The 25,611-nt window shown below is 71.3% G+C and carries 23 protein-coding genes; 12 read left to right on the plus strand and 11 right to left on the minus strand.

All coding sequences use genetic code 11. The features are described 5' to 3' along the window. Window positions 1–92: 92 nt before the first annotated feature. A complete protein-coding gene (locus tag ACIBKX_RS28845) occupies window positions 93–1,613 on the minus strand; it encodes an MFS transporter (RefSeq protein WP_363277389.1) in 1,521 nt (506 codons plus the stop codon). A 97-nt stretch (window positions 1,614–1,710) separates the two neighbouring features. Here ACIBKX_RS28845 and ACIBKX_RS28850 point away from each other — a divergent pair, with 97 nt between their 5' ends. Further along, a complete protein-coding gene (locus ACIBKX_RS28850) occupies window positions 1,711–2,304 on the plus strand; it encodes a TetR/AcrR family transcriptional regulator (protein ID WP_363277390.1) in 594 nt (197 codons plus the stop codon). A gap of 31 nt (window positions 2,305–2,335) precedes the next feature. Here the strand turns inward: ACIBKX_RS28850 and ACIBKX_RS28855 are convergent, their stop codons facing one another. Then, the gene (locus tag ACIBKX_RS28855) at window positions 2,336–3,550 is read right to left on the minus strand and encodes a helix-turn-helix domain-containing protein (protein WP_363277391.1); all 1,215 of its coding nucleotides are present in this window, start codon (window positions 3,548–3,550) and stop codon (window positions 2,336–2,338) included. 180 nt (window positions 3,551–3,730) lie between these two features. On the opposite strand from ACIBKX_RS28855, the gene ACIBKX_RS28860 reads away from it, so the two are divergent. Both ACIBKX_RS28860 and pruA read left to right on the plus strand, forming a co-directional pair. Continuing rightward, the gene (locus tag ACIBKX_RS28860) at window positions 3,731–4,657 is read left to right on the plus strand and encodes a proline dehydrogenase family protein (RefSeq protein ID WP_363277392.1); all 927 of its coding nucleotides are present in this window, start codon (window positions 3,731–3,733) and stop codon (window positions 4,655–4,657) included. Window positions 4,658–4,714: 57 nt separating this feature from the next. Next, window positions 4,715–6,346, plus strand: a complete 1,632-nt coding sequence (gene pruA, locus ACIBKX_RS28865; protein WP_363277393.1) for an L-glutamate gamma-semialdehyde dehydrogenase — start codon at window positions 4,715–4,717, stop codon at window positions 6,344–6,346. An 87-nt stretch (window positions 6,347–6,433) separates the two neighbouring features. Here pruA and ACIBKX_RS28870 read toward each other — a convergent pair whose 3' ends face one another. Together ACIBKX_RS28870 and ACIBKX_RS28875 are read right to left on the minus strand one after the other, a co-directional pair. Beyond that, window positions 6,434–7,333 (minus strand): alpha/beta hydrolase, encoded by a 900-nt coding sequence (locus ACIBKX_RS28870; protein ID WP_363277394.1) that lies wholly within the window; start codon window positions 7,331–7,333, stop codon window positions 6,434–6,436. Window positions 7,334–7,428: 95 nt separating this feature from the next. Beyond that, on the minus strand, window positions 7,429–7,791 hold the full coding sequence (locus tag ACIBKX_RS28875) for a MerR family transcriptional regulator (RefSeq protein WP_363277395.1): 363 nt from the start codon (window positions 7,789–7,791) through the stop codon (window positions 7,429–7,431). A 56-nt stretch (window positions 7,792–7,847) separates the two neighbouring features. Between ACIBKX_RS28875 and ACIBKX_RS28880 the strand changes: the two genes are divergently transcribed. Continuing rightward, window positions 7,848–8,942, plus strand: coding sequence for an alkene reductase (locus ACIBKX_RS28880; protein WP_363277396.1), 1,095 nt, complete (start codon window positions 7,848–7,850; stop codon window positions 8,940–8,942). Between the two features lie 16 nt (window positions 8,943–8,958). On the opposite strand, the gene ACIBKX_RS28885 is transcribed toward ACIBKX_RS28880, so the two are convergent. From ACIBKX_RS28885 to ACIBKX_RS28900, 4 genes are all read right to left on the minus strand, one after another. Further along, complete coding sequence (locus tag ACIBKX_RS28885) at window positions 8,959–9,666, minus strand: nitroreductase family protein (RefSeq protein ID WP_363277397.1); 708 nt, start codon at window positions 9,664–9,666, stop codon at window positions 8,959–8,961. 72 nt (window positions 9,667–9,738) lie between these two features. Then, window positions 9,739–10,974, minus strand: a complete 1,236-nt coding sequence (locus ACIBKX_RS28890) for a lysophospholipid acyltransferase family protein (protein ID WP_363277398.1) — start codon at window positions 10,972–10,974, stop codon at window positions 9,739–9,741. A 158-nt stretch (window positions 10,975–11,132) separates the two neighbouring features. Further along, window positions 11,133–11,996 carry a phosphatidate cytidylyltransferase gene (locus ACIBKX_RS28895; protein WP_363277399.1) on the minus strand — a complete coding sequence of 288 codons (864 nt, stop codon included), beginning with the start codon at window positions 11,994–11,996 and terminating at the stop codon, window positions 11,133–11,135. Then, on the minus strand, window positions 11,993–12,595 hold the full coding sequence (locus ACIBKX_RS28900) for a CDP-alcohol phosphatidyltransferase family protein (protein ID WP_363277400.1): 603 nt from the start codon (window positions 12,593–12,595) through the stop codon (window positions 11,993–11,995). Before ACIBKX_RS28900 ends, ACIBKX_RS28895 begins: the two co-directional genes overlap by 4 nt. On the opposite strand from ACIBKX_RS28900, the gene ACIBKX_RS28905 reads away from it, so the two are divergent. From ACIBKX_RS28905 to ACIBKX_RS28920, 4 genes are all read left to right on the plus strand, one after another. Continuing rightward, complete coding sequence (locus ACIBKX_RS28905) at window positions 12,594–13,199, plus strand: GNAT family N-acetyltransferase (protein ID WP_399376375.1); 606 nt, start codon at window positions 12,594–12,596, stop codon at window positions 13,197–13,199. The two genes, ACIBKX_RS28900 and ACIBKX_RS28905, sit on opposite strands and share 2 nt — an antisense overlap. Before the next feature lie 184 nt (window positions 13,200–13,383). Further along, entirely contained in the window at window positions 13,384–14,187 is an 804-nt protein-coding gene (locus ACIBKX_RS28910) for a glucose 1-dehydrogenase (RefSeq protein ID WP_363277402.1), read from the plus strand. A gap of 242 nt (window positions 14,188–14,429) precedes the next feature. After that, a complete protein-coding gene (locus ACIBKX_RS28915; RefSeq protein WP_363277403.1) occupies window positions 14,430–15,275 on the plus strand; it encodes a PP2C family protein-serine/threonine phosphatase in 846 nt (281 codons plus the stop codon). Window positions 15,276–15,306: 31 nt separating this feature from the next. Beyond that, window positions 15,307–17,364, plus strand: coding sequence for an NB-ARC domain-containing protein (locus ACIBKX_RS28920; RefSeq protein ID WP_363277404.1), 2,058 nt, complete (start codon window positions 15,307–15,309; stop codon window positions 17,362–17,364). 11 nt (window positions 17,365–17,375) lie between these two features. Here the strand turns inward: ACIBKX_RS28920 and ACIBKX_RS28925 are convergent, their stop codons facing one another. After that, window positions 17,376–18,380: an NADP-dependent oxidoreductase gene (locus ACIBKX_RS28925; protein ID WP_363277405.1), complete on the minus strand. Its 1,005-nt coding sequence runs from the start codon at window positions 18,378–18,380 to the stop codon at window positions 17,376–17,378. An 89-nt stretch (window positions 18,381–18,469) separates the two neighbouring features. Here ACIBKX_RS28925 and ACIBKX_RS28930 point away from each other — a divergent pair, with 89 nt between their 5' ends. Together ACIBKX_RS28930 and ACIBKX_RS28935 are read left to right on the plus strand one after the other, a co-directional pair. Next, window positions 18,470–19,411, plus strand: coding sequence for a LysR family transcriptional regulator (locus ACIBKX_RS28930; RefSeq protein ID WP_363277406.1), 942 nt, complete (start codon window positions 18,470–18,472; stop codon window positions 19,409–19,411). A gap of 219 nt (window positions 19,412–19,630) precedes the next feature. After that, a complete protein-coding gene (locus ACIBKX_RS28935) occupies window positions 19,631–19,759 on the plus strand; it encodes a hypothetical protein (protein WP_360773569.1) in 129 nt (42 codons plus the stop codon). Between the two features lie 23 nt (window positions 19,760–19,782). Here the strand turns inward: ACIBKX_RS28935 and ACIBKX_RS28940 are convergent, their stop codons facing one another. Further along, on the minus strand, window positions 19,783–21,372 hold the full coding sequence (locus ACIBKX_RS28940) for a metallophosphoesterase family protein (RefSeq protein ID WP_363277407.1): 1,590 nt from the start codon (window positions 21,370–21,372) through the stop codon (window positions 19,783–19,785). Window positions 21,373–21,559: 187 nt separating this feature from the next. On the opposite strand from ACIBKX_RS28940, the gene ACIBKX_RS28945 reads away from it, so the two are divergent. Further along, the gene (locus tag ACIBKX_RS28945; RefSeq protein WP_363277408.1) at window positions 21,560–22,600 is read left to right on the plus strand and encodes a 3-isopropylmalate dehydrogenase; all 1,041 of its coding nucleotides are present in this window, start codon (window positions 21,560–21,562) and stop codon (window positions 22,598–22,600) included. Window positions 22,601–22,856: 256 nt separating this feature from the next. Beyond that, window positions 22,857–23,948, plus strand: coding sequence for a branched-chain amino acid aminotransferase (locus tag ACIBKX_RS28950; RefSeq protein ID WP_363277413.1), 1,092 nt, complete (start codon window positions 22,857–22,859; stop codon window positions 23,946–23,948). Window positions 23,949–24,004: 56 nt separating this feature from the next. Here ACIBKX_RS28950 and ACIBKX_RS28955 read toward each other — a convergent pair whose 3' ends face one another. Next, window positions 24,005–25,468, minus strand: coding sequence for a cytosine permease (locus tag ACIBKX_RS28955; RefSeq protein WP_363277409.1), 1,464 nt, complete (start codon window positions 25,466–25,468; stop codon window positions 24,005–24,007). Between the last annotated feature and the right edge of the window lie 143 nt (window positions 25,469–25,611).

Here is a 25,611-nt window from a genome sequence, read left to right on the forward strand (position 1 = left end):
TCGGTTGCCGTGATCACCGGCTTCGCCGAGTTCGTCCTCAAACGCCGGACGGGCTGGATTGATCCAGCCCGTCCGGCGTTCGGCGTTTCCGCTCAGACGCGGGGCACGATCCTGCGCAGCGTCAGCGCCGCCACCACCGCCGAGACGACCAGGATTGCGGAGGCCGTCAGGGCCGCGACGTGCAGCCCACTGGTGAACGCCTCCCGCGCCGTCGTGACCAGGCCGGACGCCGTTTCGCCCGGCAGCTCCCGGGCCACCGCGAGCGCGCCGCCGAGTGTCTCCTTGGCCTCGGCGGGCGCGGAGTCCGGCATCTGGCCGCTGTAGACCGCGTTGCCGATCGAGCCGAGCAGCGCCATGCCGAGCGCGCCGCCGAACTCCTGTCCCGTCTCCAGGAGCGAGGAGGCGGAGCCCGCCTTCTCGGCGGGGGCGGAGCTGAGGGCCATGTCGGTCAGCTGGGAGCTGATCACCAGTGCTCCGCAGGCCAGCAGGGCGCAGGCGGTGAGAACGGTCCACATCGAGTCCGTGCCGGTCTGTGTGAGCAGGCTGTAGCCGAAGGCCGAGAGGGTGAAGCCGCCCGAGACGACGTGGGCGCGGTGCACCCCGCGCTGGACGAGTGCCGTGGCGACCGGCGCCGCGAAGCCGATGAGCACCGAGGGCAGCAGCGCCCAGAGCGCGGCCTCCAGCGCGCTCTTGCCGAGCACGGACTGCAGATACTGCGTGGTGAAGTAGGCCGAGCCCATCATCGCGAGCGTCGAGACGAGGTTCAGCAGGACCGCGGGGGCGAAGCCGCGGCCCCGGAACAGCGCGGGGGAGATCAGTGGTGACGCCGCGGTGCGCTGGCGGTGCACGAAGAGGGCGGCGAAGCCGAGTCCGACGGCGAGCGAGACGACGTACGCGGGTTCGAATCCCTCGGCGGCGATCTCCTTGAGGCCGTACACGACGGGCAGTACGGCGGCCATCGACAGCGGCACGCTCAGCAGGTCGAAGCGGCCCGGGTCCGGGTCCTTCGCCTCGGGGATCAGGACCGGGGCGAGGACCAGGAGCAGCACCATCGCGGGCAGGTTGACCAGGAAGATCGAGCCCCACCAGAAGTACTCGACGAGGATGCCGCTCATCACCGAGCCGAGCGCGATGCCGGCGACCATCACACCCGACCAGATGCCGATCGCCTTCGCGCGCTGACCGGCGTCGCGGAACATCGTGCGGACGAGCGCCATCGTGGACGGCATCAGGGTCGCGCCGCCGATGCCGAGCACCGCGCGGGCCGCGATGAGCAGTTCGGGGCTGTTCGCGTAGGCGGCGGTGAGCGAGGCGGCGCCGAAGGCCGCGGCGCCGAACAGCAGCAGCTTGCGGCGGCCGATGCGGTCGCCGAGCGAGCCCATCGTCATCAGCAGGCCGGCGAGGACGAAGGCGTAGATGTCGAAGATCCACAGCTGCTGGGTGCCGCTCGGGTCGAGGTCGGCGCTGATCGCGGGGACCGCGAAGTACAGGACCGAGACGTCCATCGAGACCAGGAGCAGCGGCAGCATCAGGACGGCGAGGGCCGTCCACTCCTTGCGGCCGGCTCGCTCGGGGATCCGCGAAGGCGCTTGTGGGTGCGTCGAGTTCGTCATGCGCCAGGACTGTACGCACGTCTTAAACGCTTGTCTAGTACGGCTGTATAAAACCAATGTATAGGACGGGTGTATGGATTCCGGGTACGCTGACCGCATGGGACACCGTGAAGATCTGCTCGAAGGCGCCAAGCGCTGCCTGCTGGAGAAGGGGTTCGCGCGGACGACGGCGCGGGACATCGTGAAGGAGTCCGGGACCAATCTGGCGTCCATCGGCTATCACTACGGCTCGAAGGACGCCCTGCTCGTCGAGGCGTACGTCGCGCTGATGGAACCGCTGGGCGAGGGCTACGAACAGGCGGTCGGCGCGGCGCGGGCCGCGGAGGGCAGCGGCATCGAGCGGTTCCGCGAGACGTGGGAGAGCCTCATCCGCTCGATTCCCGAGTCACGGGCGATCTGGATGATGAGCCTGGAGGTCATCACGCAGGGGGAACGGCTCGCGGGCATCCGCGATCTGCTGGCCAAGGCACAGGTGGAGGGGCGGCGCGGGCTGGCCGCGATCTTCACCGGGATCGAGGAGAGCGAGCTGCCCGAGGACGTCGTGGAGACCGAGGGCCGTTTCTACACGACGCTGCTCAACGGGCTGATGGTGCAGTGGCTCTTCGACCCGGAATCGGCGACGACCGCCGAGCAACTCACCGAGGGGCTGCGGCGGGTGTCGGCGCGGGTGTCGGCCGATCCGGAGGAGTGAAGGCACCGGAGCGGTGCCGCCTGCCGTGCTCCTACAGCCGCGACGCCTTCAGGGCCATGTGCAGCAGCAGGCGGTCCTCGCCGTCGTCCAGGTCCAGGCCCGTGAGCTGCTCGACGCGGGACAGGCGGTAGTACAGCGTCTGGCGGTGGATGCCCAACTCCGCTGCCGTGCGGCCCGCTTGGCCCGCGCAGTCGAGGAACACCTCGGCGGTGCGGGCCAGTTCGCGGTGGGCGGGGGAGAGCAGGGCGCGGGCCGTCGGGTCGTGGGCGGTCTCCGGGGGGAGGGCCGTGAGGAGGCGGTAGGGGCCGACCTCCGTCCACTGGGCCACCGGGGCGAAGCGCGGTTCGGCGCGGGCCGCGCGTGCCGCCGATGACGCCTCCCACCAGGCGGCGCCCAGGTCGTCGAGGCCCTGGCGGGGGATCGCGATGCCGGCGAAGGCGCCTCCCGCGACCGCCAGCAGCCGGGTCGCCGCCGACATCGCCGGCGTCAGCACATCGGCCGAGCGCAGCCGGACCAGGATCGCGAGGCTCTGGCCCGCCGTGCCCCACGGGACCGTGCACAGGGCGGTCGCCCCCTGCACCGTACGGACCGAAGGGGCGTCGTCGGGGTTCGCAATGGGGTCTCCCCTGTCCGAGCGAAGCCGAGAACCTGGGGAAGGCCACGGGGCGACGCAGACCACCGCGTGCAGGCCCTCCCCGCGCGGACCGAGCGCCGTGCGCAGATCCGCCACCGCCATGTCCCGCTGCCAGCCCCGCTCGGCCGTGAGCGCCGCGCGGAACTCGCGGGTCAGGTCGGCGCCGGCCTGCGCCTCGTCCGCAAGCAGCGCCCCGATCCGCGCCGCGACCTCCATGGCCGCGTCCAGCTGGGCGTCCGTCGGCCCCGGATCGGCGTCGAGCAGCCAGACGTACCCCAGGACGAATCCCCGATGGCGTACGGGAAGGCAGATGCGGCCGCGGTAGACGCCCGCGTCCGGGGCGGGCGGGATGCGGACCGGGGCCGTGGCGCGGGTGATGCCGAAGCCCTCGAACCAGGCGCGGACCCCGGCCGTCGAGCGGCGCGTGAGGATCGAGCGGGTGCGGACCGGGTCGAGTGCCGCCGCGTCGAAGTCGCTGTCGCCGCTGTCGCCGCTGTCGTGGGCGCCGAACGCGATCAGCTCGAAGTCTCGGTTCTCCAGCGTCGCCGGGGCGCCGAGCAGGGCCGAGATCTCGTCGACCGGTTCCTGGTAGTCGCCTTTCACGCCGTCCATTCTGACGCAGTTCGCCCCGGCCTTCAGACATCTGTCTGAGATCCAGGGCACGGATGCGTGACAGCTGTCGATGGCCCAGGATCGGAGGGATCCTTAAGTTTCACGGTGGTTCTCCGTGCCGTACCGGTTCGTTACGCATATCCAGGTACGGCCCTCGTTCTACTCTCCGTGGAGGTGCCCGTGCTGGGTCCCGTGATCCTCGCCGCGTCGCGCAGCGACAAGATGCGCCGTTTCGTCTCGGCGGCCCCGGGCACCAAGCAGGTCGTCGACCGCTTCATCGCGGGTGAGACGGTGGACCAGGTCGTGCCGATCATCACGGACGCCGCCGACAAGGGTCTGGAAGTCACCCTCGACGTGGTCGGCGAGGACATCACCACCGTCGAGCAGTCCTACGCCGCCCGCGACGCCTACCTGGAGCTCGTCGAGCGCCTCAAGGACCTCGGCCTCGGCACCAAGGCCGAGATGTCGATCAAGCTCTCCATGTTCGGCCAGGCGCTGGAGGGCGGCCACGAGCTGGCCCTCGCCAACGTCCGCCCCGTCGTCGAGGCCGCCGCCGCGATCGGCACCACGGTCACCCTGGACGCCGAGGACCACACCACCCTCGACTCGATGTTCGCCATCCACGAGGAGCTGCGGAAGGACTTCCCGCAGACCGGCTGCGTCATCCAGTCCTACCTCTTCCGCACCGAGGACGACGCCCGCCGCCTGGCCGCCGCCGGCAGCCGCGTCCGCATCGTGAAGGGCGCCTACAAGGAGCCCGCCGAGGTCGCGTACCAGGACAAGGCGGAGATCGACAAGGCGTACGTACGGATCATGCGCATCCTCATGGAGGGTGCCGGGTACCCGATGATCGGGTCCCACGACCCGCGTCTCATCTCGATCGCGCAGGAGCTGGCGCGGCGCGCCGGGCGCAAACTGGACGAGTACGAGTTCCAGATGCTGTACGGCATCCGCAGCGACGAGCACCTGCGGCTCGCGGCCGAGGGCCACCGGATGCGCGTCTACACCGCCTACGGCACCGACTGGTACGGATACTTCATGCGCCGCCTCGCGGAGAAGCCGGCCAACCTGCTCTTCTTCGCCCGCTCCGTCCTCACCAAGGGCTGACCACACCAAGGGCCGAGCTCCCTTTCCCCCGACCCCCTCTAAGGAGATACGGAACTCATGGACGCTGTGACCCAGGTCCCCGCGCCGGTCAACGAGCCGGTGCACGGCTACGCCCCCGGTTCCCCGGAGCGTGCCCGCCTCGAGACCAAGCTCAAGGAGCTCTCCGAGAACCCCATCGAGCTGCCGATGACCATCGGCGGCGTGAAGCGCCTCGGTGGCGGTGAGCCCTTCCAGGTCGTGCAGCCGCACAACCACCAGGCCGTCATCGGCAACGGCCGCGGCGCCACCCGGCAGGACGCCCAGGACGCGATCGACGCCGCCCTCGCCGCCGCCCCGGCCTGGCGCGCGATGTCCTTCGACGACCGCGCCGCGATCATCCTGCGCGCCGCCGAGCTGCTCTCCACGACGTGGCGCGAGACCATGGCCGCGTCCACGATGCTCGGCCAGTCGAAGACCGCCCAGCAGGCCGAGATCGACACCCCCTGTGAGCTCGTCGACTTCTGGCGCTTCAACGTCAAGTACGCCCGTGACCTGCTCGCCGAGCAGCCCGTGGCGAACTCGACCGGTGTCTGGAACCGTCTGGACCACCGCCCGCTCGAGGGCTTCGTCTACGCGATCACGCCGTTCAACTTCACCGCCATCGCGGGCAACCTGCCGACCGCCCCGGCCCTGATGGGCAACGTGGTCGTGTGGAAGCCGTCCCCGACGCAGACGCACGCCGCCGTGCTGCTCATGCAGCTCCTGGAGGAGGCGGGCCTGCCCAAGGGCGTCATCAACCTCGTCACGGGCGACGGCATCGCCGTCTCCGAGGTGGCCCTGACCCACCGCGACCTGGCGGGCATCCACTTCACCGGCTCGACCCCGACCTTCCAGCACCTGTGGAAGACGGTCGGCGAGAACATCGCCAACTACCGCACGTACCCCCGTCTGGTCGGCGAGACCGGCGGCAAGGACTTCGTCGTCGCCCACCCGAGCGCCGACCGCGCCGTCCTCAAGACGGCCCTGACCCGCGGCTCCTTCGAGTTCCAGGGCCAGAAGTGCTCCGCCTCCTCGCGTGCGTACATCCCCGCCTCGATCTGGAATTCCGGCTTCAAGGAGGAGTTCGCGGCCGAGGTCGACGGCATCAAGATGGGTGACGTCACCGACCTGTCCAACTTCATCGGCGCCGTCATCGACGACCGCGCGTTCGCCAAGAACAAGGCGGCCATCGACCGCGCCAAGGCGGACGACACCTGCACGATCGTCGCGGGCGGCACGTACGACGACTCGGTGGGCTACTTCGTCCGTCCGACCGTCGTCGAGTGCTCGGACCCGGCCAACGAGGTCTTCACGACCGAGTACTTCGGCCCGTTCCTCGCGATCCACGTCTACGAGGACGACAAGTACGAGGAGATGCTGACCCAGATGGAGTCGGCCTCGGACTACGCCCTCACCGGCTCGGTCATCTCCAACGACCGTGAGGCGGCCGCGTACACGATGGAGAAGCTCCGCTACGCCGCGGGCAACTTCTACGTCAACGACAAGTCGACCGGCGCCGTCGTCGGCCAGCAGCCCTTCGGCGGCGGCCGTGCCTCCGGCACCAACGACAAGGCGGGCGCCCCGCAGAACCTGCAGCGCTGGACGCTGACCCGCGCCATCAAGGAGACGCTGGTCCCGCCGACGGACTACGGCTACCCGCACATGGGCTGACGCCCGCCGTGGGCCCTCGCGCCCACCCCCTGAACCCCGCCTCCGATCTGGGCCCCACCCCGGTCGGAGGCGGTGTTGTTTCCGGCGTCAGGAGGCGGCGGCGACGCGGCGGGCCAGGAAGTCGTCGATCAGTGCGCCGATCTGGGCGGCGTGCGTCTCCAGGGCGAAGTGCCCGGTGGGCAGCAGGTGGATCTCGGCTTCCGGGAGGTCGCGCAGGAAGGCCAGTGCGCCGTCCGGCACGAAGATCTCGTCGTGGGCGCCCCATGCCGCGAGCAGCGGGACCCGGGTGTCGCGGAAGTACTTCTGGAAGGCCGGGTACAGCTCGATGTTGCTGCCGTAGTCGCCGATCAGGGAGAGCTGGATCCCGTCCTGGCCGTCGCGGGCCATCAGCGCGGCATCGTAGTGCCAGGCGTCCGGGTTCAGCAGGCTCTGGTCAAGAACCCCGTGCGTGTACTGCCACTTGATGCCCTCCAGGGAGCGGATCTCCCGTACGGGCGCGGCGGTCTTCCCGGACGGGTCGGCGATGTACGCGAGGACGGGTGCCCAGGCCTCGGTGCCGAGGCCCTCCTCGTACGCGTTGCCGTTCTGGGTGACGATCGCGGTGACGCGTTCGGGGTACGCGAGCGCGAGCCGGAGACCGATGGGGGCGCCGTAGTCCTGCACGTAGAGCGCGAAGCGGGTCAGACCGATCCGCTCGGTGAACTCCGCTGTCACGTCCGCGAGTTCGGCGAAGGAGTACGTGAACTCCCGCGCGTCGGGGGCGGCGGAGCGGCCGAAGCCGATGTGGTCCGGGGCGATGACGCGGTAGCGGTGGGAGAGCAGCGGGATGAGGTCGCGGAACATGTGGGAGCTGGTGGGGAAGCCATGCAGCAGGAGGAGGACGGGCGCGTCTGCGGGGCCCGCCTCGTGGTAGAAGATCTCGTGGCCGCGGACGGTGGTGGAGCGGTAGTGGGTGCGGTGGGCGCGGGCCTGCTGCGGGCTGCTCATCTCTAACCCCTCAAGTGCATGTTGATGGTTGCGACGAGGCGAGTGGAGCACGCCTGCCGCTAACTGGTCAATAGGCTTTTGAAGGTTAGAGATGTTCAGTGGCTTCCCGTGGCCGCCGTGATCACCTCGTCCAGGACCTCCCGCGCCCGCAGCAGATCCGCCACCTGGCGGTCGATCCTGGCCCGTTCCTGGGTCAGTTCGTCGACCAGCCACGGTGTCGCCTTCTCGGAGGGGCCGCCGTCCTTGTCGCGCATGCAGGGCAGGAGCTGGTAGATCTTGGCGCTGCACAGGCCCGCCGCGAACAGCTCCTGGATGTGCACGACCCGGTCCACCGCCGCCTCCGGGTAGTCGCGGTGACCGCCCGGTGTGCGCTCCGCGTACAGCAGGCCCTGCTTCTCGTAGTAGCGCAGGGACCGCTCGCTCACGGCCGTACGTCGTGCCAGCTCGCCGATCCTCATGCCCCGGGGCCTCCCGACTTGAATCTCACACCGGTGTCAGCTTCTACCGTTCCGGCATGACGAACACCTCGCTCCTCGCCCCCTATTCCGCAGGCCCCGTCGGCCACCTCCCCAACCGCATCGTCATGGCCCCCATGACCCGCGCCCGCGCCGCCGAGGACGGCACCCCGCTGCCCGTCGTCGCCGACCACTACGCCCAGCGCGCGAGCGCCGGACTCATCGTCACCGAGGGCATCTGGCCCAGCAGCCGCGGCCAGAGCGGCTGGCGCTTCCCGGGGCTGCAGACCGCCGCGCACGTCGAGGGCTGGCGGCGCGTGACCGACGCCGTGCACGCCGCCGGAGGCCGGATCTACGCCCAGCTGATGCACGGCGGACGCAACGGCCACCCGCTGGCCCGCATTGACGGCGACCTGCCGCTCGCGCCCTCGGCCGTCACCCCGCCCGGCCACGCGCACGGCCCCGACGGCTCCAAGCCCGACTACGTCGCCCCGCGCGAGATGACCCTCGACGACATCCGCACGGCCGTCCAGGACTTCGCGGACGCCGCCCGCAACGCCGTCGCCGCGGGCTTCGACGGGGTCGAACTGCACGGCGCCAACAGCTACTTGATCCACCAGTTCCTCGCCGACAACACCAACCTGCGCGACGACGCGTACGGCAGGGGCTCCATGGCCGACAACATCCGCTTCGCCGTCGAGGTCGTACGCGCCGTCGCCGACGCCATCGGCGCCGAACGGCTCGGCCTTCGCCTCTCGCCCGGCAACCCTCAGTTCGGCATGGCCGAGGCCGACCCCGGCCCCGTCTACCGTGCGCTGCTCGACGAGATCGACGGCCTCGGGCTCGCCTACCTCCACCTCACCGACAACGACAACTACCCGGCCCTCGCCGACCTGCGCCCGCACTGGCACGGCATCCTCATCGGCAACGTCGGCGAGAACGGCGACCCGACCACCAAGGAGGCGGGCGAGGCCGTCCTCGCCTCCGGAGCCGCTGATCTCGTCTCGTACGGACGGGCGTTCATCTCCAACCCCGACCTGCCGGAGCGGTTCGCGGCCGGCGCGCCGCTCCAGGAGATCGACGAGGCGCACCTCTACACGCACGGGGCCGAGGGGTACACCGACTACCCCGCCCTGAGCCGTGAGCTGGTGTAGCCGCGGTCCGCGTCGCTCAGATCTCCACCAGCACCTGGTCGAGCGACTTCCGTACGAGATCGGGGACCTGGCAGTCCGGTGCCGGGTACCCCACGGGGATCACCGCGAACGCCTTCTCGTTCTGCGGCCGGTCGAGCACCTCGGAGAGGAACCGCATCGGGCTCGGCGTGTGGATCAGCGCGGCCAGGCCCGACAGGTGCAGGGCCGACAGGAGCATCCCCACCGCGATGCCGACCGACTCGTCGACGTAGTAGTGCTTGTGCTTGGTGCCGTCCTCGCCCAGCCAGTAGCGCTGCTGGAAGACGACGATCAGCGCGGGCGCGTCGGTCAGATGCGGCTTCACCTCGTCCGTGCCCAGCGGGCGCAGCGCCGCCAGCCACTCCTCGCCGAGGCGTCCGTCGTACGAGATCTGCTCCTCGTGCTCGGCGGCCTCGCGGATACGGCGGCGGATCTCCGGGTCCTGGACGAGGACGAACGTCCACGGCTGCTGGTGGGCGCCAGAGGGTGCCGTCGCCGCGCACGCGATGGCGTCCCGCACCACCTGCGCGGGCACGGGATCGGGCGCGAACTGCCGCACCGTGCGGCGCTCGTCCATCCGGGTGCGCAACTCGGCGGCGTGCGCGAGGGATTCGGCCTCGGGCATCCGGGTGGGGCGGTACGGAACGGAGCGGTAGGGCTCGCCGTGGATGGGGGTCCACTCTCGCTGCTGCTCGGTCTCAGGCATGGGTCCGATTCTGCGCCGGGCGGTGCCGGCCGCGCCATGGTGCAGACCAACGGGTGTACGTAGAGGGTGGGTTCAGCTCCAGCCCGCCACGATGAGCGAGAGCCCGATCGTGAAACCGCCGCCGAGCAGCACCAGATACAGGCCGTACAGCCGCCGCAGCCGGTGCACCAGGAACCCGAACGCCCCGAAGGCGAGGCCCACCGTGAGGGTGCGGGAGCCGCGGGACAGCGCCGACTGGGCCAGCCAGTCCGCGGGTGCGATGTCGGCGCGGCCCGCCCCGCTCCCGTACACCTTGAAGGGGATGCCGTTCCAGGGCTGGTGGCGGACGGCCGCCGCGCCTTCGGCGGCCAGCTCCTGACGGACCTCCGCCCGCATCCGGTCCGTCGTCAGGGGGTGCGGCGACTGGACGCCGGACGCGGCCAGTTGGAGGGCGAGCAGTCCGCCCGCGAGGCTGCCGGCCAGCGCCGCGAGGGACAGCTTCAGGGCCCGGCGCGGGACCGCGACGCAGGCGATCGCGAGGAACAGCTCCGGCATCAGCGGCCAGCTCAGCGCCTCCGCGCAGGCCCAGAGGAAGCCGAGGACGAGGCCCCAGCGGGAGGCGGCGACGGCCGCGATGCGCTTGCGCGCGGCGGAGTCGCGCAGCGGTTCTTCGGTCGTACGACGATGCAGTGCCGCCACCGCGTCGCGGGCCTCCTCGGGGGTGGCCGAGGCGGGCAGCGGCGCTCCGACGGCGACGCGCACGAGGGCGGGGCGGAGCCTGCCGTGCTTGGGCAGAAGACGGTCGGTGCCGGCGATGGCCACCGGGACGAGCGGCACCCGCGCCTCGCGGGCGAGGACGAGCGCGCCCTTGTGGAAGGCGCCCAACTCGCCGTCCCTGGCGCGGGTCCCCTCCGGGAAGAGGACCACGCAGCGGCCCGCGCGCAGGTCGTCCGCGCGCTCCAGCAGGTCGCCCATGCCGCCGCCGGTCCGCCGGACCGGGAAGCCCGCGGCCAGCCGGCTGCAGATCCGCCTGCGCCAGGGGGAGGCGAACCAGTAGTCGGCCGCCGCGCCGATCGCGGGGGAGTGGCGGGCGTCCAGCGCGGCGAGGAGGGCGGCGGTGTCGGCGTGGGAGGAGTGATTGGCGACGACGACACAGCCGCCGACGGGCAGCTTCCCGCGCCGCTCGACACCTCCGGTGAGGGTGAGGAGGGTCCACCAGAGGGCGCGGCGGAGGCGGGTGGCGGGGTTCCGCTTGCCGACGGCACGGGCCGCGCCGAGTCCGTCCTCAAGTGCCGGACGGGCTGAGGCGTTCGGGGTTCGAGGCTTCATGGCGTCACCACCGTGGTCGGCGACGGCGCCACCCGTGAGGTGGGTGGCGAGGGTCCGCTTGCCGTCGTCGACGGCTGCGCCGGGTTCGTCATCGGATGCCGGACGGGCTGACGTGTTGGGGGCTCGGAGCTTCCCAGCGTCATTCAGGGTTCGGAGCCTCACAGCGTCACCACCATCGTCAGCAGCAGCGCCACCAGCAGTGAATCGATGCGGTCCAGGAGGCCGCCGAAGCCCGGGAGCCAGCTGCCCGCGTCCTTCACTCCCGCCTCGCGCTTGACCATCGACTCCAGGAGATCCCCGAGTACGCAGCCGACAAGGACCGTCGCCCACAGGGTGAGGGAGAACGCGCCGAGGGCGGCCAGCGCGGCGGCCGTCGCCGCGCCCGCGCCCGCGACACCGGCCCATGTCTTGTTCGGCGACAGCGGGGAGAGGGCACGGGAGAGCGGGCCCTTGCGGCCCAGCGCCGTGCCGCCGCACCACGCGCCCACGTCCCCGAACGCCACCGCGACACCCACCGCCACCGCCGTCTCGCCCAGGAGCACGAGGCCGCTGAGCGACACCGGGATCCACAGCAGGCCGAACACCGTGCGGCACGCGCGCGTGAAGCCCTGCGACGCGTCTCCGGAGAACAGCGCCACACCCGCGGCGGCGATCAGCAGCGCCCCCGCCGTCCGCAGGTCGAGCGCGCCCGGTGCCGCCCACGCGATGCCGGGCACGGCCACCGCGGCCACCCCGAGGACCAGCCGCTCGCCCCCGGGCAGCGACGCCATCCGCGCGTACTCGCCCACCGCGATCACGCCGAGCCCCGCGGCGAGCGCGAACGCCCCCGCCCGGCCGACGAAGAACGCCCCGAGGAAGAGCGGCGCCGCCAGCGCCCAGGTCCGCCACCGCTTGCGCAGCTCGGCCCGCATCCGTACCCGCGGGGGCAGCGCCGCCACCGCGACCCCGCCCGCACCGAGCACCCCGGCCACCACGGGCAGCGCCCGCCCCGCGACCTCCCCGGCCACGAACGCCGCGCTCATCGCGCGCCCCGCAGGTCCGCCGCGCCCAGCTCACGCCAGAGCCGGGCCAGCCGGAGCCCCGCCGTCAGCGCCGACCCCGCCGCGATCACCGCGAGCACCGGCACCACCCACCCCGAAGCAGCCGCCACCACGACAAGCGCGCACCGCTCCGTCTTGCCCACCGGGCCGCCGTTCAGGCGCCCCGCGCCCGCCGCCGCGCCCGCGAGCGACACCCAGGACGGCAGCGTCGCCGCGAGCCCCGCCGTCGCCACCAGCCACAGCGGGGCCAGCGGCAGGAAACCCGCGAGGACGATCAAGTCGGCCGCGCGGTCGCCCAGTTCATTGAGCAGCGCGCCCCTGCGCGTCGTACGACCGGTGTCGCGGGCCAGCGCGCCGTCGAGGTTCGCGAACGCCAGACGCGCGGCGAGCCCGAGCGCCACCAGCGGTGCCGATGCGCCGAAGGGCAGCCAGGCCAGCGCGGCCGCCGTACCGGCCGCGCACACGACGCCCGCCGCCGTGAGGGTGTCGGGCGACACCTCGCGACGGACGAGCGCCGCACGCACGCCGGACAGCTTGTCCGCGTACCAGGGCTTGAGGGCGTAGAGGCCGTTCACGTTCATGGGACCGACTCTGCCGCCCCGCGGGCGCGGGCAAATCGGTGTGCGTACTCAGATCCCGGCTGAGTACGGTGGGGGAGTGAACACCCTGCGTACGGCCCACACCAGTGCTCTCACGGCGGCTGAACTGCGCGCCGCCCGCGCCCTCCTGGACGAGGCCTTCGACGGCGACTTCAGCGACCAGGACTGGGACCACGGCCTCGGCGGCGTCCACGCCCTCGTGCACGACGGCACCGGAACGCTGCTCGCGCACGGTTCCGTCGTACAGCGCCGGATCCTGCACAACGGCCGCTCCCTGCGCGTCGGTTACGTCGAGGCGGTCGCCGTCCGCCCCGACCTGCAGCGGCGCGGACTCGGCGGTCAGGTGATGGGCGCCCTGGAGCAAGTCATCGACGGGGCGTACGCCTTCGGCGCGCTCTCGGCGTCGTCCGAGGGCGAGGGGCTCTACCTCGCACGCGGCTGGGCCGAGTGGAAGGGCACGGTCGGCGCGCTCGGCCCGCAGGGCCCGGTGCCGCTCCCGGACGAGGACCCGCCGCTGCTGTGGGGCGCGGACCTCGACCCCTCGTACGAGCTGTTCTTCGACTGGCGCGACGGCGACATCCTGTGAGAGGGGCGGCCCGTCGGGCCCGCTTTGCCCGCGTACGACACCGGGCTTGTGGGCGGTGCCAAACGTCCGCACTCTAGCAACTCCCCGTGCTCTGCGGGGAGTTGTCGGTCCAGCCGCGACCGGCGCGGGGCCCGGACTCCTAGGGTGTGCCCTCCGCAGCAGCCGTCCGCAGGAGGAGATTCCCGTGACCGTGTACGACGTTGAGGGACGCAAGGCCCTGGTGACCGGGGGCGCGCAGGGGCTCGGGGCGGGCATGGCCGAGGCCCTGGTCCGCGCCGGCGCCGCCGTGGTCGTCGCCGACATCCAGGAGGACGCGGGGCGGGCCACCGCCGAGACCCTGCAGAAGGCGGGCGGCACCGCGCTGTACGTACCGCTCGACGTGACCGACGAGGCGAACTGGGAGGCGGCCGTCGCCCGGACCGTGAAGGAGCTCGGCGGCCTGGACATCGTCGTCAACAACGCCGGCGTCGAGATCTCCGGACTGGTCGCCGACCTCGACCCGCGGGACGTCCGCAGGATGCTGGACGTGAACGTGCTCGGCGTGGCGCTCGGCACCAAGCACGCCTTCCGCGCCATGCGCCCCGGCGGCCCCGCGGGCCGGGGCGGCGCGGTCGTCAACGTCTCCTCGGTGGCGGCGACCATCCCCTTCCCCGGCATCGCGGGGTACGCCGCGACCAAGTCCGCGGTCGACCGGCTGACCCGCGTCGCCGCCCTGGAGTCCGGGAAGCTCGGCTACGGAGTGCGGGTCAACTGCGTCTATCCGGGCCTCGTGCCCACCGAGATGGGCGCCCGGCTCGCCGAGGACATGGTCACGCTGGGACTCTGGCCGAGCGCGGAGGCCGCCGTCGGGGACGTCATCGGGCTCACCCCGCTCGGTCGGCTCGGCGAGGTGGCCGACATGGCCGACGCCGTGGTCTTCCTCGCCTCCGACGCCGCCCGGTTCATCACCGGAGCGGGACTTCCGGTCGACGGCGGCATGGGCATGTGACCGCATTCCGTGCGAAGGGGCAGGCGGCGCGTTCGGGAGTTCTTCGAATATGCCAAAGGCTCCTGTGTCGCGCCCTGTTCTGCTCTAAAATCCCGGGGACGCCTCCGATGAACAGAGCTGGCACAGCCATGAAGATTCTTCGGGAAAATGTTCGGTGCTTTCTGGTGTGTTCGGGCGCCACGGCTCTGTTCGTCGGAGCCGCGTGGCGGCTCGCGTCGGGTTTTCCCGGCCCGCTCTGTTTTGTGCCGCTGATCCTCGTGGCGGGCCTCGCGGCCGTGGTCCTGCACCGCCAGGCGCGCTCCGTCGCCGCGCTGCGGACGGTGGCCCGGACCCTCCAGGAAGGGATGCTGCGCCCGCTGCCGAGCCGGGTCGGCGGGCTGCGCACGGAGGTCCGTTATGTCGCGGCCCAGCCGGGCGCCCAGGTCGGCGGGGACATCTACGACGTGGTCAGCACCCCGTTCGGCGTACGACTGATCATGGGCGACGTGATGGGCAAGGGGCTGGCGGCGGTCGGCACCGCCATGGACGCCCTCGGCGCCTTCCGTGAACTGGCCCGCTGCGAGGCCCGGTTGCCGATGGTCGCCCAGCGGATGGACAGCGCGCTCGCGCACCGGGAGGACGGCGAGGACTTCGTCACCGCGCTGCTGCTCGGGATCGGCGAGGGCGAGAGCAGTGTCGAGCTCGTCTGCTGCGGCCATCCGCCGCCGCTGCTGATCCGGGCGCGCCGCGCGACCTTCGTGGACGCGCTGCCGCCGTCGCCGCCGCTCGGTCTGTTCGGGCTGCAGGACGAGTGGTGCAGGGCCAGCGCGGTGCCGCTCACCGCGGGCGACCGGCTGCTGCTCTACACCGACGGGGTCACCGAGGCGCGGGACCAGGCGGGCGACTTCTATCCGCTCGCGGAACGGGCGGTGGCCTTCTACGACGAGGATCCCGCGTCATTTCTCGACGCGCTCTGCGCCGATCTGAACCGGCACACAAAGGGGCAGCAGATAGACGACGCCGCGCTCCTTCTGGTCGGTTTCGGAGATGTTCGGGCCAATTCAGAGAACAAAGAACAAAGCGCAAAGAGCACAGTACAAAGAACGTAAGTAACGAGAAGAGACGCGAGAAGAGACGACCGTGGCCGGTAATCTCCCCGTCGAGCACACCCCCTTCGTCGGCCGCCGCCGCGAACTCACCCTGCTGCGCCAGCTCTGCATCCGCTCCCGCGCGGTCACCGTGACCGGACTCGGCGGCATCGGCAAGACCCGCACCGCCCTGCGCGCCGCCGCCGACGTCGCGGACGGCTTCGCCGACGGCGTCTGGTTCGTCGAGCTGTCCGGCCTGCAGGACGGCGCACTGCTCGTGCACGCGGTCGCCACCGCCCTGCACGTCACCGACCACACGGCCAAACCGCAGCGGGACGTGCTGGCCGAACACCTCGCCGACAAGCACCTGCTGCTCGTCCTCGACACCTGCGAGCACCTTGTCGACGCCTGCGCGCGGCTCGCCGCGCATCTGCTGCGCGCCGCCCCCCGGCTGCATCTGCTCGCCACCAGCCGGCAGCCCCTCGGCGTCCTCGGCGAACAGGTCTTCCCCGTCGAGCCGATGTCCCTCGCGGCCGACGCGGCACAGCTCTTCGCGCAGCGCGCCCGCGCCGTACGCCCCGAGTTCGCCCTCACCGCCCGCAACCGCCCCACGGCCGAGCGGATCTGCGCCCGCCTCGACGGCATCCCGCTCGCCATCGAACTGGCCGCCGGGCGGCTGCGCGACGAACCGCTCGCCGCCCTCCTCGACAGCCTCGACGACCGATTCCAGCTCCGCACTGAGAGGCCCGGCGGCCACACCACGCGGCACAGCACCCTGCGTACGACGATCGGCTGGAGCCATGAACTCTGCGCGCCCGCCGAGCGATTGCTCTGGGCCCGGCTCGCCGTGTTCGCCGGCAGCTTCACGCGGGAGGCCGCCGAGGAGGTGTGCGCCGACGAGGCCCTGGAGCGCGCCAGGATCGGCCGGCTGCTCTCCGGCCTGGTCGACAAGTCCCTGCTGGTCAGGGAGGAGAGCCCGGACGGCGAGCGGTTCCGGCAGCTCGACACCGTGCGCGCGTACGGCACCGAGTGGCTGCGGCGGCTCGGCGAGGAACTGCCGGGGCGGATCCGGCACCTGGCCTGGTGCCAGGAGTTCGCGGCACGCGGCGAGGCCGACTGGTTCGGGCCCGGCCAGGCCGCCGTCTTCCACGCCACCCGGCGCGAGCACACCCAGCTGTTCGCCGCGCTCGACTTCGCGCTGTCCACGCCCGGCCAGGGCCAGGCCGGCGCGCGGCTCGCCGGGACCCTCTGGTTCTACTGGGTCGGCTGCGGGCTGCTCGGCGACGGCCGCTACTGGCTGGACCGCGCCGTCGCCGCCGCGGGCACACTCAGCCGCGCTCGGCTCAAGGCGCTCTGGGTGGGCGGATACGTCGCCATCCTCCAGGGCGACGCTCGGGCCGCCGCCGCGATGCTCGCCGACTGCCGGGCCGGAGCCCTGCGCAGCGACGACGACACGGCGTACGCGTACGCCACCCACCGCCTCGGCTGCGCGGCGCTGATGCGGGACGAACACGCCACGGCGGAGCGGTACTTCAGGGCGTCCCTGACCAGCTACGCGGAGCTCGACGAGCTGAACAGCAACGTCATGATGGCCCGCATCGAGCTGGCCATGGCGCTCGCGTTCCAGGGCGACCTGGAGACGGCCGTCGGCCTGTGCGAGGAGGCCCGCGACATCTGCGAGGCGCACGGCGAGCGCTGGGCCAAGGCCTACGCCCTCTATGTGCTCGCCTTCGCCGCCTGGGCGGAGGGCAGGACCGCCGAGGCGACCGGCCTCGCCAGGGAGTGCCTGCTGATCAACTACGAGTTCCGCGACCTCGTCGGGGTGGTGCTGCCGATCGAGGTCATCGCCCTGCTGCGGGCCTCCCTCGGCCACTGCGAGCAGGCGGCCGTGCTCCAGGGCGCGGCGCGGCGGATCTGGCAGCGCGTCGGCCTGCCCCTGTTCGGCTCCGCGTACTTCAACGCGCCGCACGACACGGCCGAGACGCTCGCCCGTGAGGGCCTCGGCGACCAGGGCTACGAGGCGTCGTTCGCGCGCGGCACGGACCTGGACCTCGACGAGGTGGTCGCCGCGGTCCTGGGCAGGGAGCACGAGCCGCTGCGGATGCGCTGAATCCCGGCGGGCTACGCCTCCGCGCCGCTCGCCCGGACGATGATCTTGCCTTGGTTCTCGCCGCGCAGCATCCCCAGGAACGCGTCCACGATCCCGTCGAAGCCCTCGACCACCGTCTCGTCGAGCCCGATCCGTCCGCTCTGCAGATGCGGCACCACGAACTCGTTCAACTCCTCCTGCACATCAAGGTAGTTGCGCACCAGGAAGCCCTCCATGCGCAGGCTCTTCTCCACGATGTCGGGGAGATTGCGCAGCGCGTAGGGCGCGCCGGTGGCGTTGTACTGCGCGATCGTGCCGATCCGTACGATCCGGCCGTGCTCGCGCAGCGAGGAGATCGCGGCCTCCAGGTGCTCGCCGCCCACGTTGTCCATGTAGAGGTCGATCCCGTCGGGCGCCGCCTTCGCGAGCAGCTCGGCCGTGGGGCCCGTGTGATAGTCGAAGACCTCGTCGTAGCCGACGTGTTCGGTCAGATAGGCCGCCTTGGCCGCCGTCCCAGCACTGCCGACGAGCCGCCCCGCGCCCATCAGCCGCGCGAGCCGCCCGGTGGCCGTGCCGACCCCGCCGGCCGCCGCCGACACGAACAGGTCCTGTCCTTCCCGGAGTTCGGCGATCCGGGTGAGCCCGACGTACGCGGTCAGGCCCGTGCCGCCCAGGATGCTCAAGTGCGCGGAGAGGGGTACGCCGTCGAAGCGGGGGACCGGGCGGGCCTCTTCGGGGGTGACCACGCTGTGGGTGCGCCAGCCCTGCCGGTGGAAGACGATCCCGCCCTCGGGGAGCGCGGGGTCACGGGACTCCACGACCCGGCCGAGCGTGCGGCCCTCCAGGGGAGCGTTCAGCGCGAAGTCGCCGTCCATCATTTCGCGGTGGTAGGGGTCGACGGACCAGTAGAGGTTCTCCACCAGGGCCGTGCCGGGGCCGGGTTCGGGCCGCGCGGACTCGACGAACGCGAAGTGGCCGGGGGTGGGGAAGCCGTGGGGGCGGGCGGTCTGCTGCACGGTGAGTGCGGTCTCGGTCATGCCGGTGACCGTACGGAGGAATGCCGGGGCCGGGCAGAGGGTTCTGCTCATGGAACGGCCCGAACCATGAAGAGCCCTCATAGGAGCAGGTGGGACCCCTGAAGGACGCAGCGCACGGCGCGACACGAGCCGCCGCCGACCTCGCCCCGCACGAGCTGCGCATCCTCGTCGCCGTCGACCGCGAGCGCGGCTTCTCGGCGGCGGCGCAGGCCCTCGGCCTCACCCAGTCGGCCGTATCCCACTCCGTCCGCGGCATCGAGCGCAAGGTCGGCGCCGTGCTCTTCGAGCGGGGCAGGAAGGGCGCGACGCCGACCGCCGCCGGAGCCACGGCCGCCGCGTACGCCCGACGGGTGCTTCGGCTGCTCGACACCCTGGTGGCGGAGGCACGCGGCGCCGATCAGGCCGCCCATGGCACCGGCCGGGGCGAGGTCGAGGGCCCGCTGCGCATCGCCGCCTTCCGCAGCGCCGCCCTGCATCTCCTCCCGGCCGCCCTGGAGCGCCTCGCCGCCCGCCACCCCGGCATCAGGCCCGAGGTCCGTGTGGTGCGCGAACTCGGCGCCGGCACGGCGGGCGAGGTCGCCGAGGGCCGCGCCGACGTGGGCATCGCGACGCTCGGCGGCAGCTCGCCCGTGCCCGCCGGGCTCATCGGCGGCGTACTCCTCGAAGAGCCCTACTCGCTGGTGCACCCGGCGGGACATCCGGAGCCCCGCTCGCTGCCGCTGGTGGACTGGCACGAGAACTGCGGCTCCTACACCAGGCAGTGGTGGCGCGGGCAGGACTGGATCCCCGGGGCGACCGTGCTGACCGAGGACGACGGAGCGGTGCTCTCGATGGTGAGCAATGGTCACGGAATGGCGATCATGCCCGCGCTCTCCCTGACCGGAGCACCGGACACAGTCGAGATCACCGATCTCGGAACGGACCGCCCGACCCGCTCGGTGGGCTATGTCACCACCCCTGAGCTGGCCTCTTCCACCGCCGTACGGGCCCTGATCCGCGAGCTTCGAGCGGGACGCGAGCAGGACTCCTGACGCGGCCTGTAGTGAGCCCCGTCTCAGATAGTAGGAAGTCCGAGTAATTGTGGAGACAGATGCTCCGTCCTCACTTAGCTTTGTAGAAGCCGAACGTCTCGCTCGATCAAGCGAATGGCGGTCGTGAGCCGGAGCCCCCGCAGGCGAACCCTGCCGCTCCACCGCTCCCCGCCCCTTCCGGCGTCTCGTATCACCCTTCCCTCAAGGAGTGGATCTCCCATGGCCGAGACGACCGCACGCCGAGTCCGCCACGCCTCCCGCACGAACGAGTCCGAGCGCAAGAACGCCGCCGCCGCCCTGCAGCGAGCCCTCGACCGCAGGGACAACGGCGGCGCGACAGGTCACTGAGACCCGCCCGGCACCCTCAGGCGCTACTTCCCGCGCACAATCTCGAAGTGGTCGACGCGCTCCCCGCTCTCGGCGAGCGCCGAGACCGTCAGCTTCGGGCTCGCGCCGGCCGTCACCTCCACCGCGAGGAACGAGAAGCCGGTGTACCGCACCCGTGACCACTCCACCGTGTCCGGGTCGGGCAGGCGCAGCTTCGTCCAGTGGAACGACAGGATCGACTCGCGGTCGTGGACGTTCCCCTCGTAGCTGTCCTTCACCCCGAGGCCGAAGCTGTAGAGGTCCTTGCCCGCGCCGCCCGCGGTGACGTACACGATGCCGTCGCGCGTCGGATCGGTCGACGCGCCGACCGGCACGGGCTTGCCGACCTCGCCGCCCTTGATCGCGTCCGTGCGCTCGTAGACGTGGTTGTGGCCGTTGATCACCAGGTCCACCTGGTGCCTGGTGAACAGTTCGAGCCACGCGTCGCGCACGCCGCCGTCCGAGGCGTGCGTCGCCGTCGAGTACATGCAGTGGTGGAAGAAGACCACGATGAAGTCGATCGAGTCGTCCGCCCGCAGCTCGGCAAGGCGCTTGTCCAGCCACGCGGTCTGTCTGCCGTCCGTGTAGCCCTTGTTGGCGGGGATCTCGTACGAGACGTCGTTCGCGTCGAGCGCGACGACGCCCACATTGCCGTACGCGAAGGAGTAGACGCCCGGCGCCTGCTTCGGGTCGAAGCCGTTCTCGGGGAGCGACCAGCGGGCTGACTGGCCGCCGTAGCCGTTGGGTGAGTACCAGGCCTCCATGTCGTGGTTGCCCGTCGTCACCATCCACGGGACGGACTTCGCCACGGACTCCGTCTGTGCGAGAAAGGTGTCCCACACGCGTGCGTCGTACGTGTCGGACTCCTTGCCGTGCCCCGTGCTGTCCGCGTAGCAGATGTCGCCCGCGTGCAGATGGAAGGACGGGTTCTGGCCCAGGATCAACTGGTCGTTGGCGAGCGCGTCATAGCTCACGCCCTGGTCGCCGAAGGCCGTGAAGACGAACTTCTCCGGCCGTGCGGGCGCGGTCCTGAACGAGCCGATCGTCGCCATCCGCTCGGGCGACGCGGGGTCGAAGCCGTCGTGGCCGACGCCGTAGTAGTACGTCGTGCCGGGCTTCAGCCCGTCGAGCGCCGCGTGCAAGTAGTACTGCTGCACCTCCGGCAGCTTCTTCGACAGGGACGGGGTGTGCAGGTCGCGCACCTCCGCCCCGACCTTCTGGCTCAGCTCCCAGGGCTTCAGGCCCACCCGCAGATAGGGGGACTTGACCGCGAAGGGCACCTGCCAGGACACCCGCATCTGGGTCTTCGGGTCGGCCCCGAAGGCGAGGTGCCTGCCGAACGGCGCCACCAGCTTCCCGTCGACCCTGACGGGCGCGGACGGAGCGGCCAGCGGCCGGGACGCCGAGGCGCCCTCGCCGTGCGCGCTGCCCGAGCTGCCCGCGAGCAGACCGATGCCGCCGACCGTGCCGGCCGTGGCGAACGAACTGGCGAGGACCCTGCGGCGGGAGAACTTCCTGCGCAGGTATTCGTGCTGCTCCGGCATGCTCATGCGCTCGGCGAGCTGCTCCGGTATGCCGACGTTCGGGGTCTCCATGGTGGGAAAAATTCCCGGTGACTTCGAACGGGGGCCAGGCCTCGGCATGAACGGATCGTGTCGATCCGGTGAGTTGACGAGTCGAGCCGGCCGTCACCACGGGCACGACCGTGACGATGATCGGTAAGTCCCGTCCGTATGCCGGACGCCGCATGTCATCCCCTGGGACGGAGAGTAGGGTGCGGGCATGTCTCGCAGCATCAATCTCGCAGTCATCCCCGGAGACGGCATCGGCCAAGAGGTCGTGGCCCAGGGGCTCAAGGTCCTCAACGCCGTGCTCCCGCAGGACGTGAAGCTGGAGACGAAGGAGTTCGACTTCGGCGCCAAGCGGTACCACGCCACGGGTGAGACCCTCACCGACGCCGACGTGGAGGCCCTCAAGCAGTACGACGCGATCCTGCTCGGCGCGATCGGCGACCCCTCGGTGCCGTCCGGCGTCCTGGAGCGCGGCTTCCTGCTGAAGCTCCGCTTCCTCTTCGACCACCACGTCAACCTGCGCCCCTCGAAGCTCCTTCCGGGTGTCTCGACGCCGCTCGCCGGTCAGCCGGAGATCGACTTCATCGTCGTACGCGAAGGAACCGAAGGTCCCTACACGGGCAACGGCGGCACGATCCGCCAGGGCACCCCGCACGAGGTGGCCACCGAGGTCTCCGTGAACACCGCCTTCGGTGTGGAGCGCGTGGTCCGTGACGCCTTCGCCCGCGCGCAGGCCCGCCCGCGCAAGAAGCTGACGCTGGTCCACAAGAACAACGTCCTCGCGTACGCCGGTCACCTCTGGACGAACGTCTTCAACAAGGTGGCCAAGGAGTTCCCCGAGGTCACCACCGACTACCTGCACGTGGACGCGGCGACGATCTTCCTCGTCACCGACCCCGCGCGGTTCGACGTGATCGTCACCGACAACCTCTTCGGCGACATCATCACCGACCTCGCGGCGGCCGTCTCCGGCGGAATCGGCGTCGCGGCGTCCGGCAACATCAACCCCGCGCGTGAGTTCCCGTCCATGTTCGAGCCCGTGCACGGCTCGGCCCCGGACATCGCGGGCCAGGGCAAGGCCGACCCCTCGGCCACCGTCCTCTCCGTCGCGCTGCTCCTGCGCCACCTCGGTTACGAGGACGAGGCGGGCCGCATCGAGGCCGCCGTCTCCGCCGACCTGGCCGAGCGCGGCGACACCGCCCGCAGCACCGACCAGATCGGCGACGCGCTCGCCGTACGAGTAGCGGGCTGACCCGGCAGCGCCCCCTCTCTCAGAAGCCGCCGGGTCCGAAACGGGCACCCGGCGGCTTCTCGTATGCGGCTCGGGGTGCCACCATCGACCCCTGGGCCGCCATCACGCTGTTCCTTTCACGGGTCTCCGCGAGCGATAATCGAACGTGGGGCCGTGGAAACGCAGGAAGCACACCGAGAAACTCGGACGTCCTAGTACTGGAAGTACAGACGTGAGCGCGGTCCGTCACCATCACACCGTGAAGGACGAAGTACTCATGACGACGACGCCGACCATCGAGCTCAAGCCCTCCTCGACTCCGCTGTCCGCCGCGGAGCGCGAGGCGATCCTGGCCAACCCCGGGTTCGGCCGCCACTTCACCGATCACATGGTGACCATCAAGTGGACGGAAGGCCGTGGCTGGCACGACGGGCAGCTCGTGCCCTACGGCCCGCTCTCCCTCGACCCGGCCACGAACGTCCTGCACTACGCCCAGGAGATCTTCGAGGGCCTCAAGGCCTACCGACAGCCGGACGGCACGGTGGCCTCCTTCCGCCCCGACGCCAACGCGCGGCGCTTCCAGGCGTCCGCCCGTCGGCTCGCGATGCCGGAGCTGCCGGTCGAGACGTTCATCGAGGCGTGCGACGCACTGGTCAAGCAGGACAAGGACTGGGTGCCGGCGCACGGTGGCGAGGAGTCCCTGTACCTGCGCCCGTTCATGATCGCCTCCGAGGTCGGCCTGGGCGTGAAGCCCGCCAACGAGTACCTCTTCATCGTGATCGCCTCGCCCGCGGGCGCGTACTTCCCCGGCGGCGTCAAGCCCGTCTCCATCTGGCTGTCGGAGGACCGCGTGCGCGCCGTCCCCGGTGGCGTCGGCGACGCCAAGACCGGCGGCAACTACGCGGCGTCGCTGCTCGCGCAGGCCGAGGCGGCGGAGAAGGGCTGCGACCAGGTCGCGTACCTCGACGCGGTCGAGCACAAGTGGGTCGAGGAACTCGGCGGCATGAACCTGTACTTCGTGTACGGCGACAAGATCGTCACCCCGAAGCTGACGGGTTCGCTCCTCGCGGGCATCACCCGCGACTCGCTCCTCACGGTCGCCCGTGACCTCGGCTACGAGTCGGAGGAGGCGCGGGTCTCCATCGACCAGTGGCAGGCGGACTCCGCGGAGGGCACGCTGACCGAGGTCTTCGCCTGCGGCACGGCCGCGGTGATCACTCCCGTGGGGACCGTCAAGTGCCGCTCCGGTGAGTGGCAGCAGAGCGGCGGGCAGCCGGGCGAGGTCACGATGAAGCTGCGTGAGGCGCTCCTCGACATCCAGCGGGGCACGTCGAAGGACCAGCACGGCTGGATGCATGATCTCGGCTGAGGGCTTGGCGGTGTGAAGGCGGGCCCGGCGATCTGTCGCCGGGCCCGCCTTCGTTTTCAGGGCTTGACGGTCTGCGGTTCGGGTGCGGGTTCGGTGGGGCTGGTCGCGCCGTTCCCCGCGCCCCTTCGGGGCGCTTCTTCCTGCGGGGCGCGTTCCAGGGCCAGGTACGCCAAGCCGCCCACCAGACCCGACAGCAGGAAGCTGCAGTCCACGCCGCCCGTCAAGGGGAGCAGGGGGCCCTCGTAGGAGGGGAGGGCGACCGCGGCCACGCCGACCGTCGCGCCCAGAGCCCAGGACACCGTCGCCGGGACGTTCCAGCCCGCCCGGAACCAGTACGCCCCGCCCCGCGAACGGCGGTTGAAGACCTGGAGGGCGTCCGCGTCGTACTCGCCCTTGCAGCGCGCGAAGCCGATGAGGGTGATCACGGCCCACGGGGTGCCGATCGCCGTGAGCAGCAGGACGAAGGACGTCATCGCGTCCGCCGCCTCCCAGGCGAAGTGGCCGACGAAGACGCAGGCCGTCGCGACGACGGCGACCGTGTACGTCGCACGGGCACGGGACGCGCGCGGCAGGATCGCGTCCAGGTCCAGGCCCATCGAGTACAGCATCAGTCCGGCGTTGCCCACCGAACCGGCGGAGGCGGCGAGCAGCAGCGGGATCAGGTACCAGCCGGGGGACGCCGAGACCAGCGGCCCCGCGTAGTCCAGCGCCGCCCGTGCCGCGTACGCCGTGAACGTACCGAAGAGCTGCGGCACGAGCAGCCCGGCGAGCAGGCCGAGCCAGGTCGCCCGGAGCACCGAGCGCGAGCTGTGCCGTTCGGGCGAGATGTAGCGGGTGTAGTCGCCGAGCAGCGTGATGAACGCGATCGGTCCCGAGAGGCCCGCGGCCACCAGTGCGAGCAGCCACGTCGGCCAGAACGAGCCGAGGAGGTAGCCGCCCGCGTCGGGCAGCGCCGAGGTGGTGAAGTCGGGGGCGTAGGCCACCGCCCCGAGGATCAGCAGGGCCGTCATGCCCACCGCCAGGACGCGGGAGAGCCGCAGCAGCATCTGGTAGCCGTAGACCGCGCACGTCACGGTCGCCGCGGCGAGCAGCGCGTACACGATCCCGTACGAGAGAGCGCCGGTCGGAAGGCCGATCAGGCGGTGCAGCGTGCCGACCATGACGTCGCCGCCGACCCAGATGGTCAGCGCGGTGTAGCCGAGGGCGAGCAGCAGGCCCACGATCGAGCCGACGAGTCGGCCGCGTACGCCGAACTGTGCCCCGGAGGACGTGGAGAGATTGGTCCCGGTGCGCAGCGACACCAGGGCCAGCGGCGCGGTGAGCACCGTGCCGATCACGGTGCCCGCCACCACGGCGGTGACGGACGCCCACCAGCCCAGGCCGAACGACACCGGCAGCCAGCCGAAGACGATCACCCCCAGACAGAGGTTGGAGCCGAGCAGGATCGAGATGAGATCGCGGGGTCCGCTGGTGCGTTCCCCGTCCGGGATGGTGTCGACTCCGCGCTGTTCTATCGGCATGAGGGTGCCCCTGACGCTCGAGGGTGGCGGCCTGCGCACACAGGGTCGCCGTTCGACTGTTTGAGTGCCGCTCTATGTGACCTGAGACAAGCTCGGGCGTCAATCTTTCCGTGCAATGAATCTCATGGTTAGAGTGATGCTCT

Origin of the sequence: Streptomyces sp. NPDC050658, from assembly GCF_044457025.1 — a bacterium.
Lineage (GTDB): Bacteria > Actinomycetota > Actinomycetes > Streptomycetales > Streptomycetaceae > Streptomyces.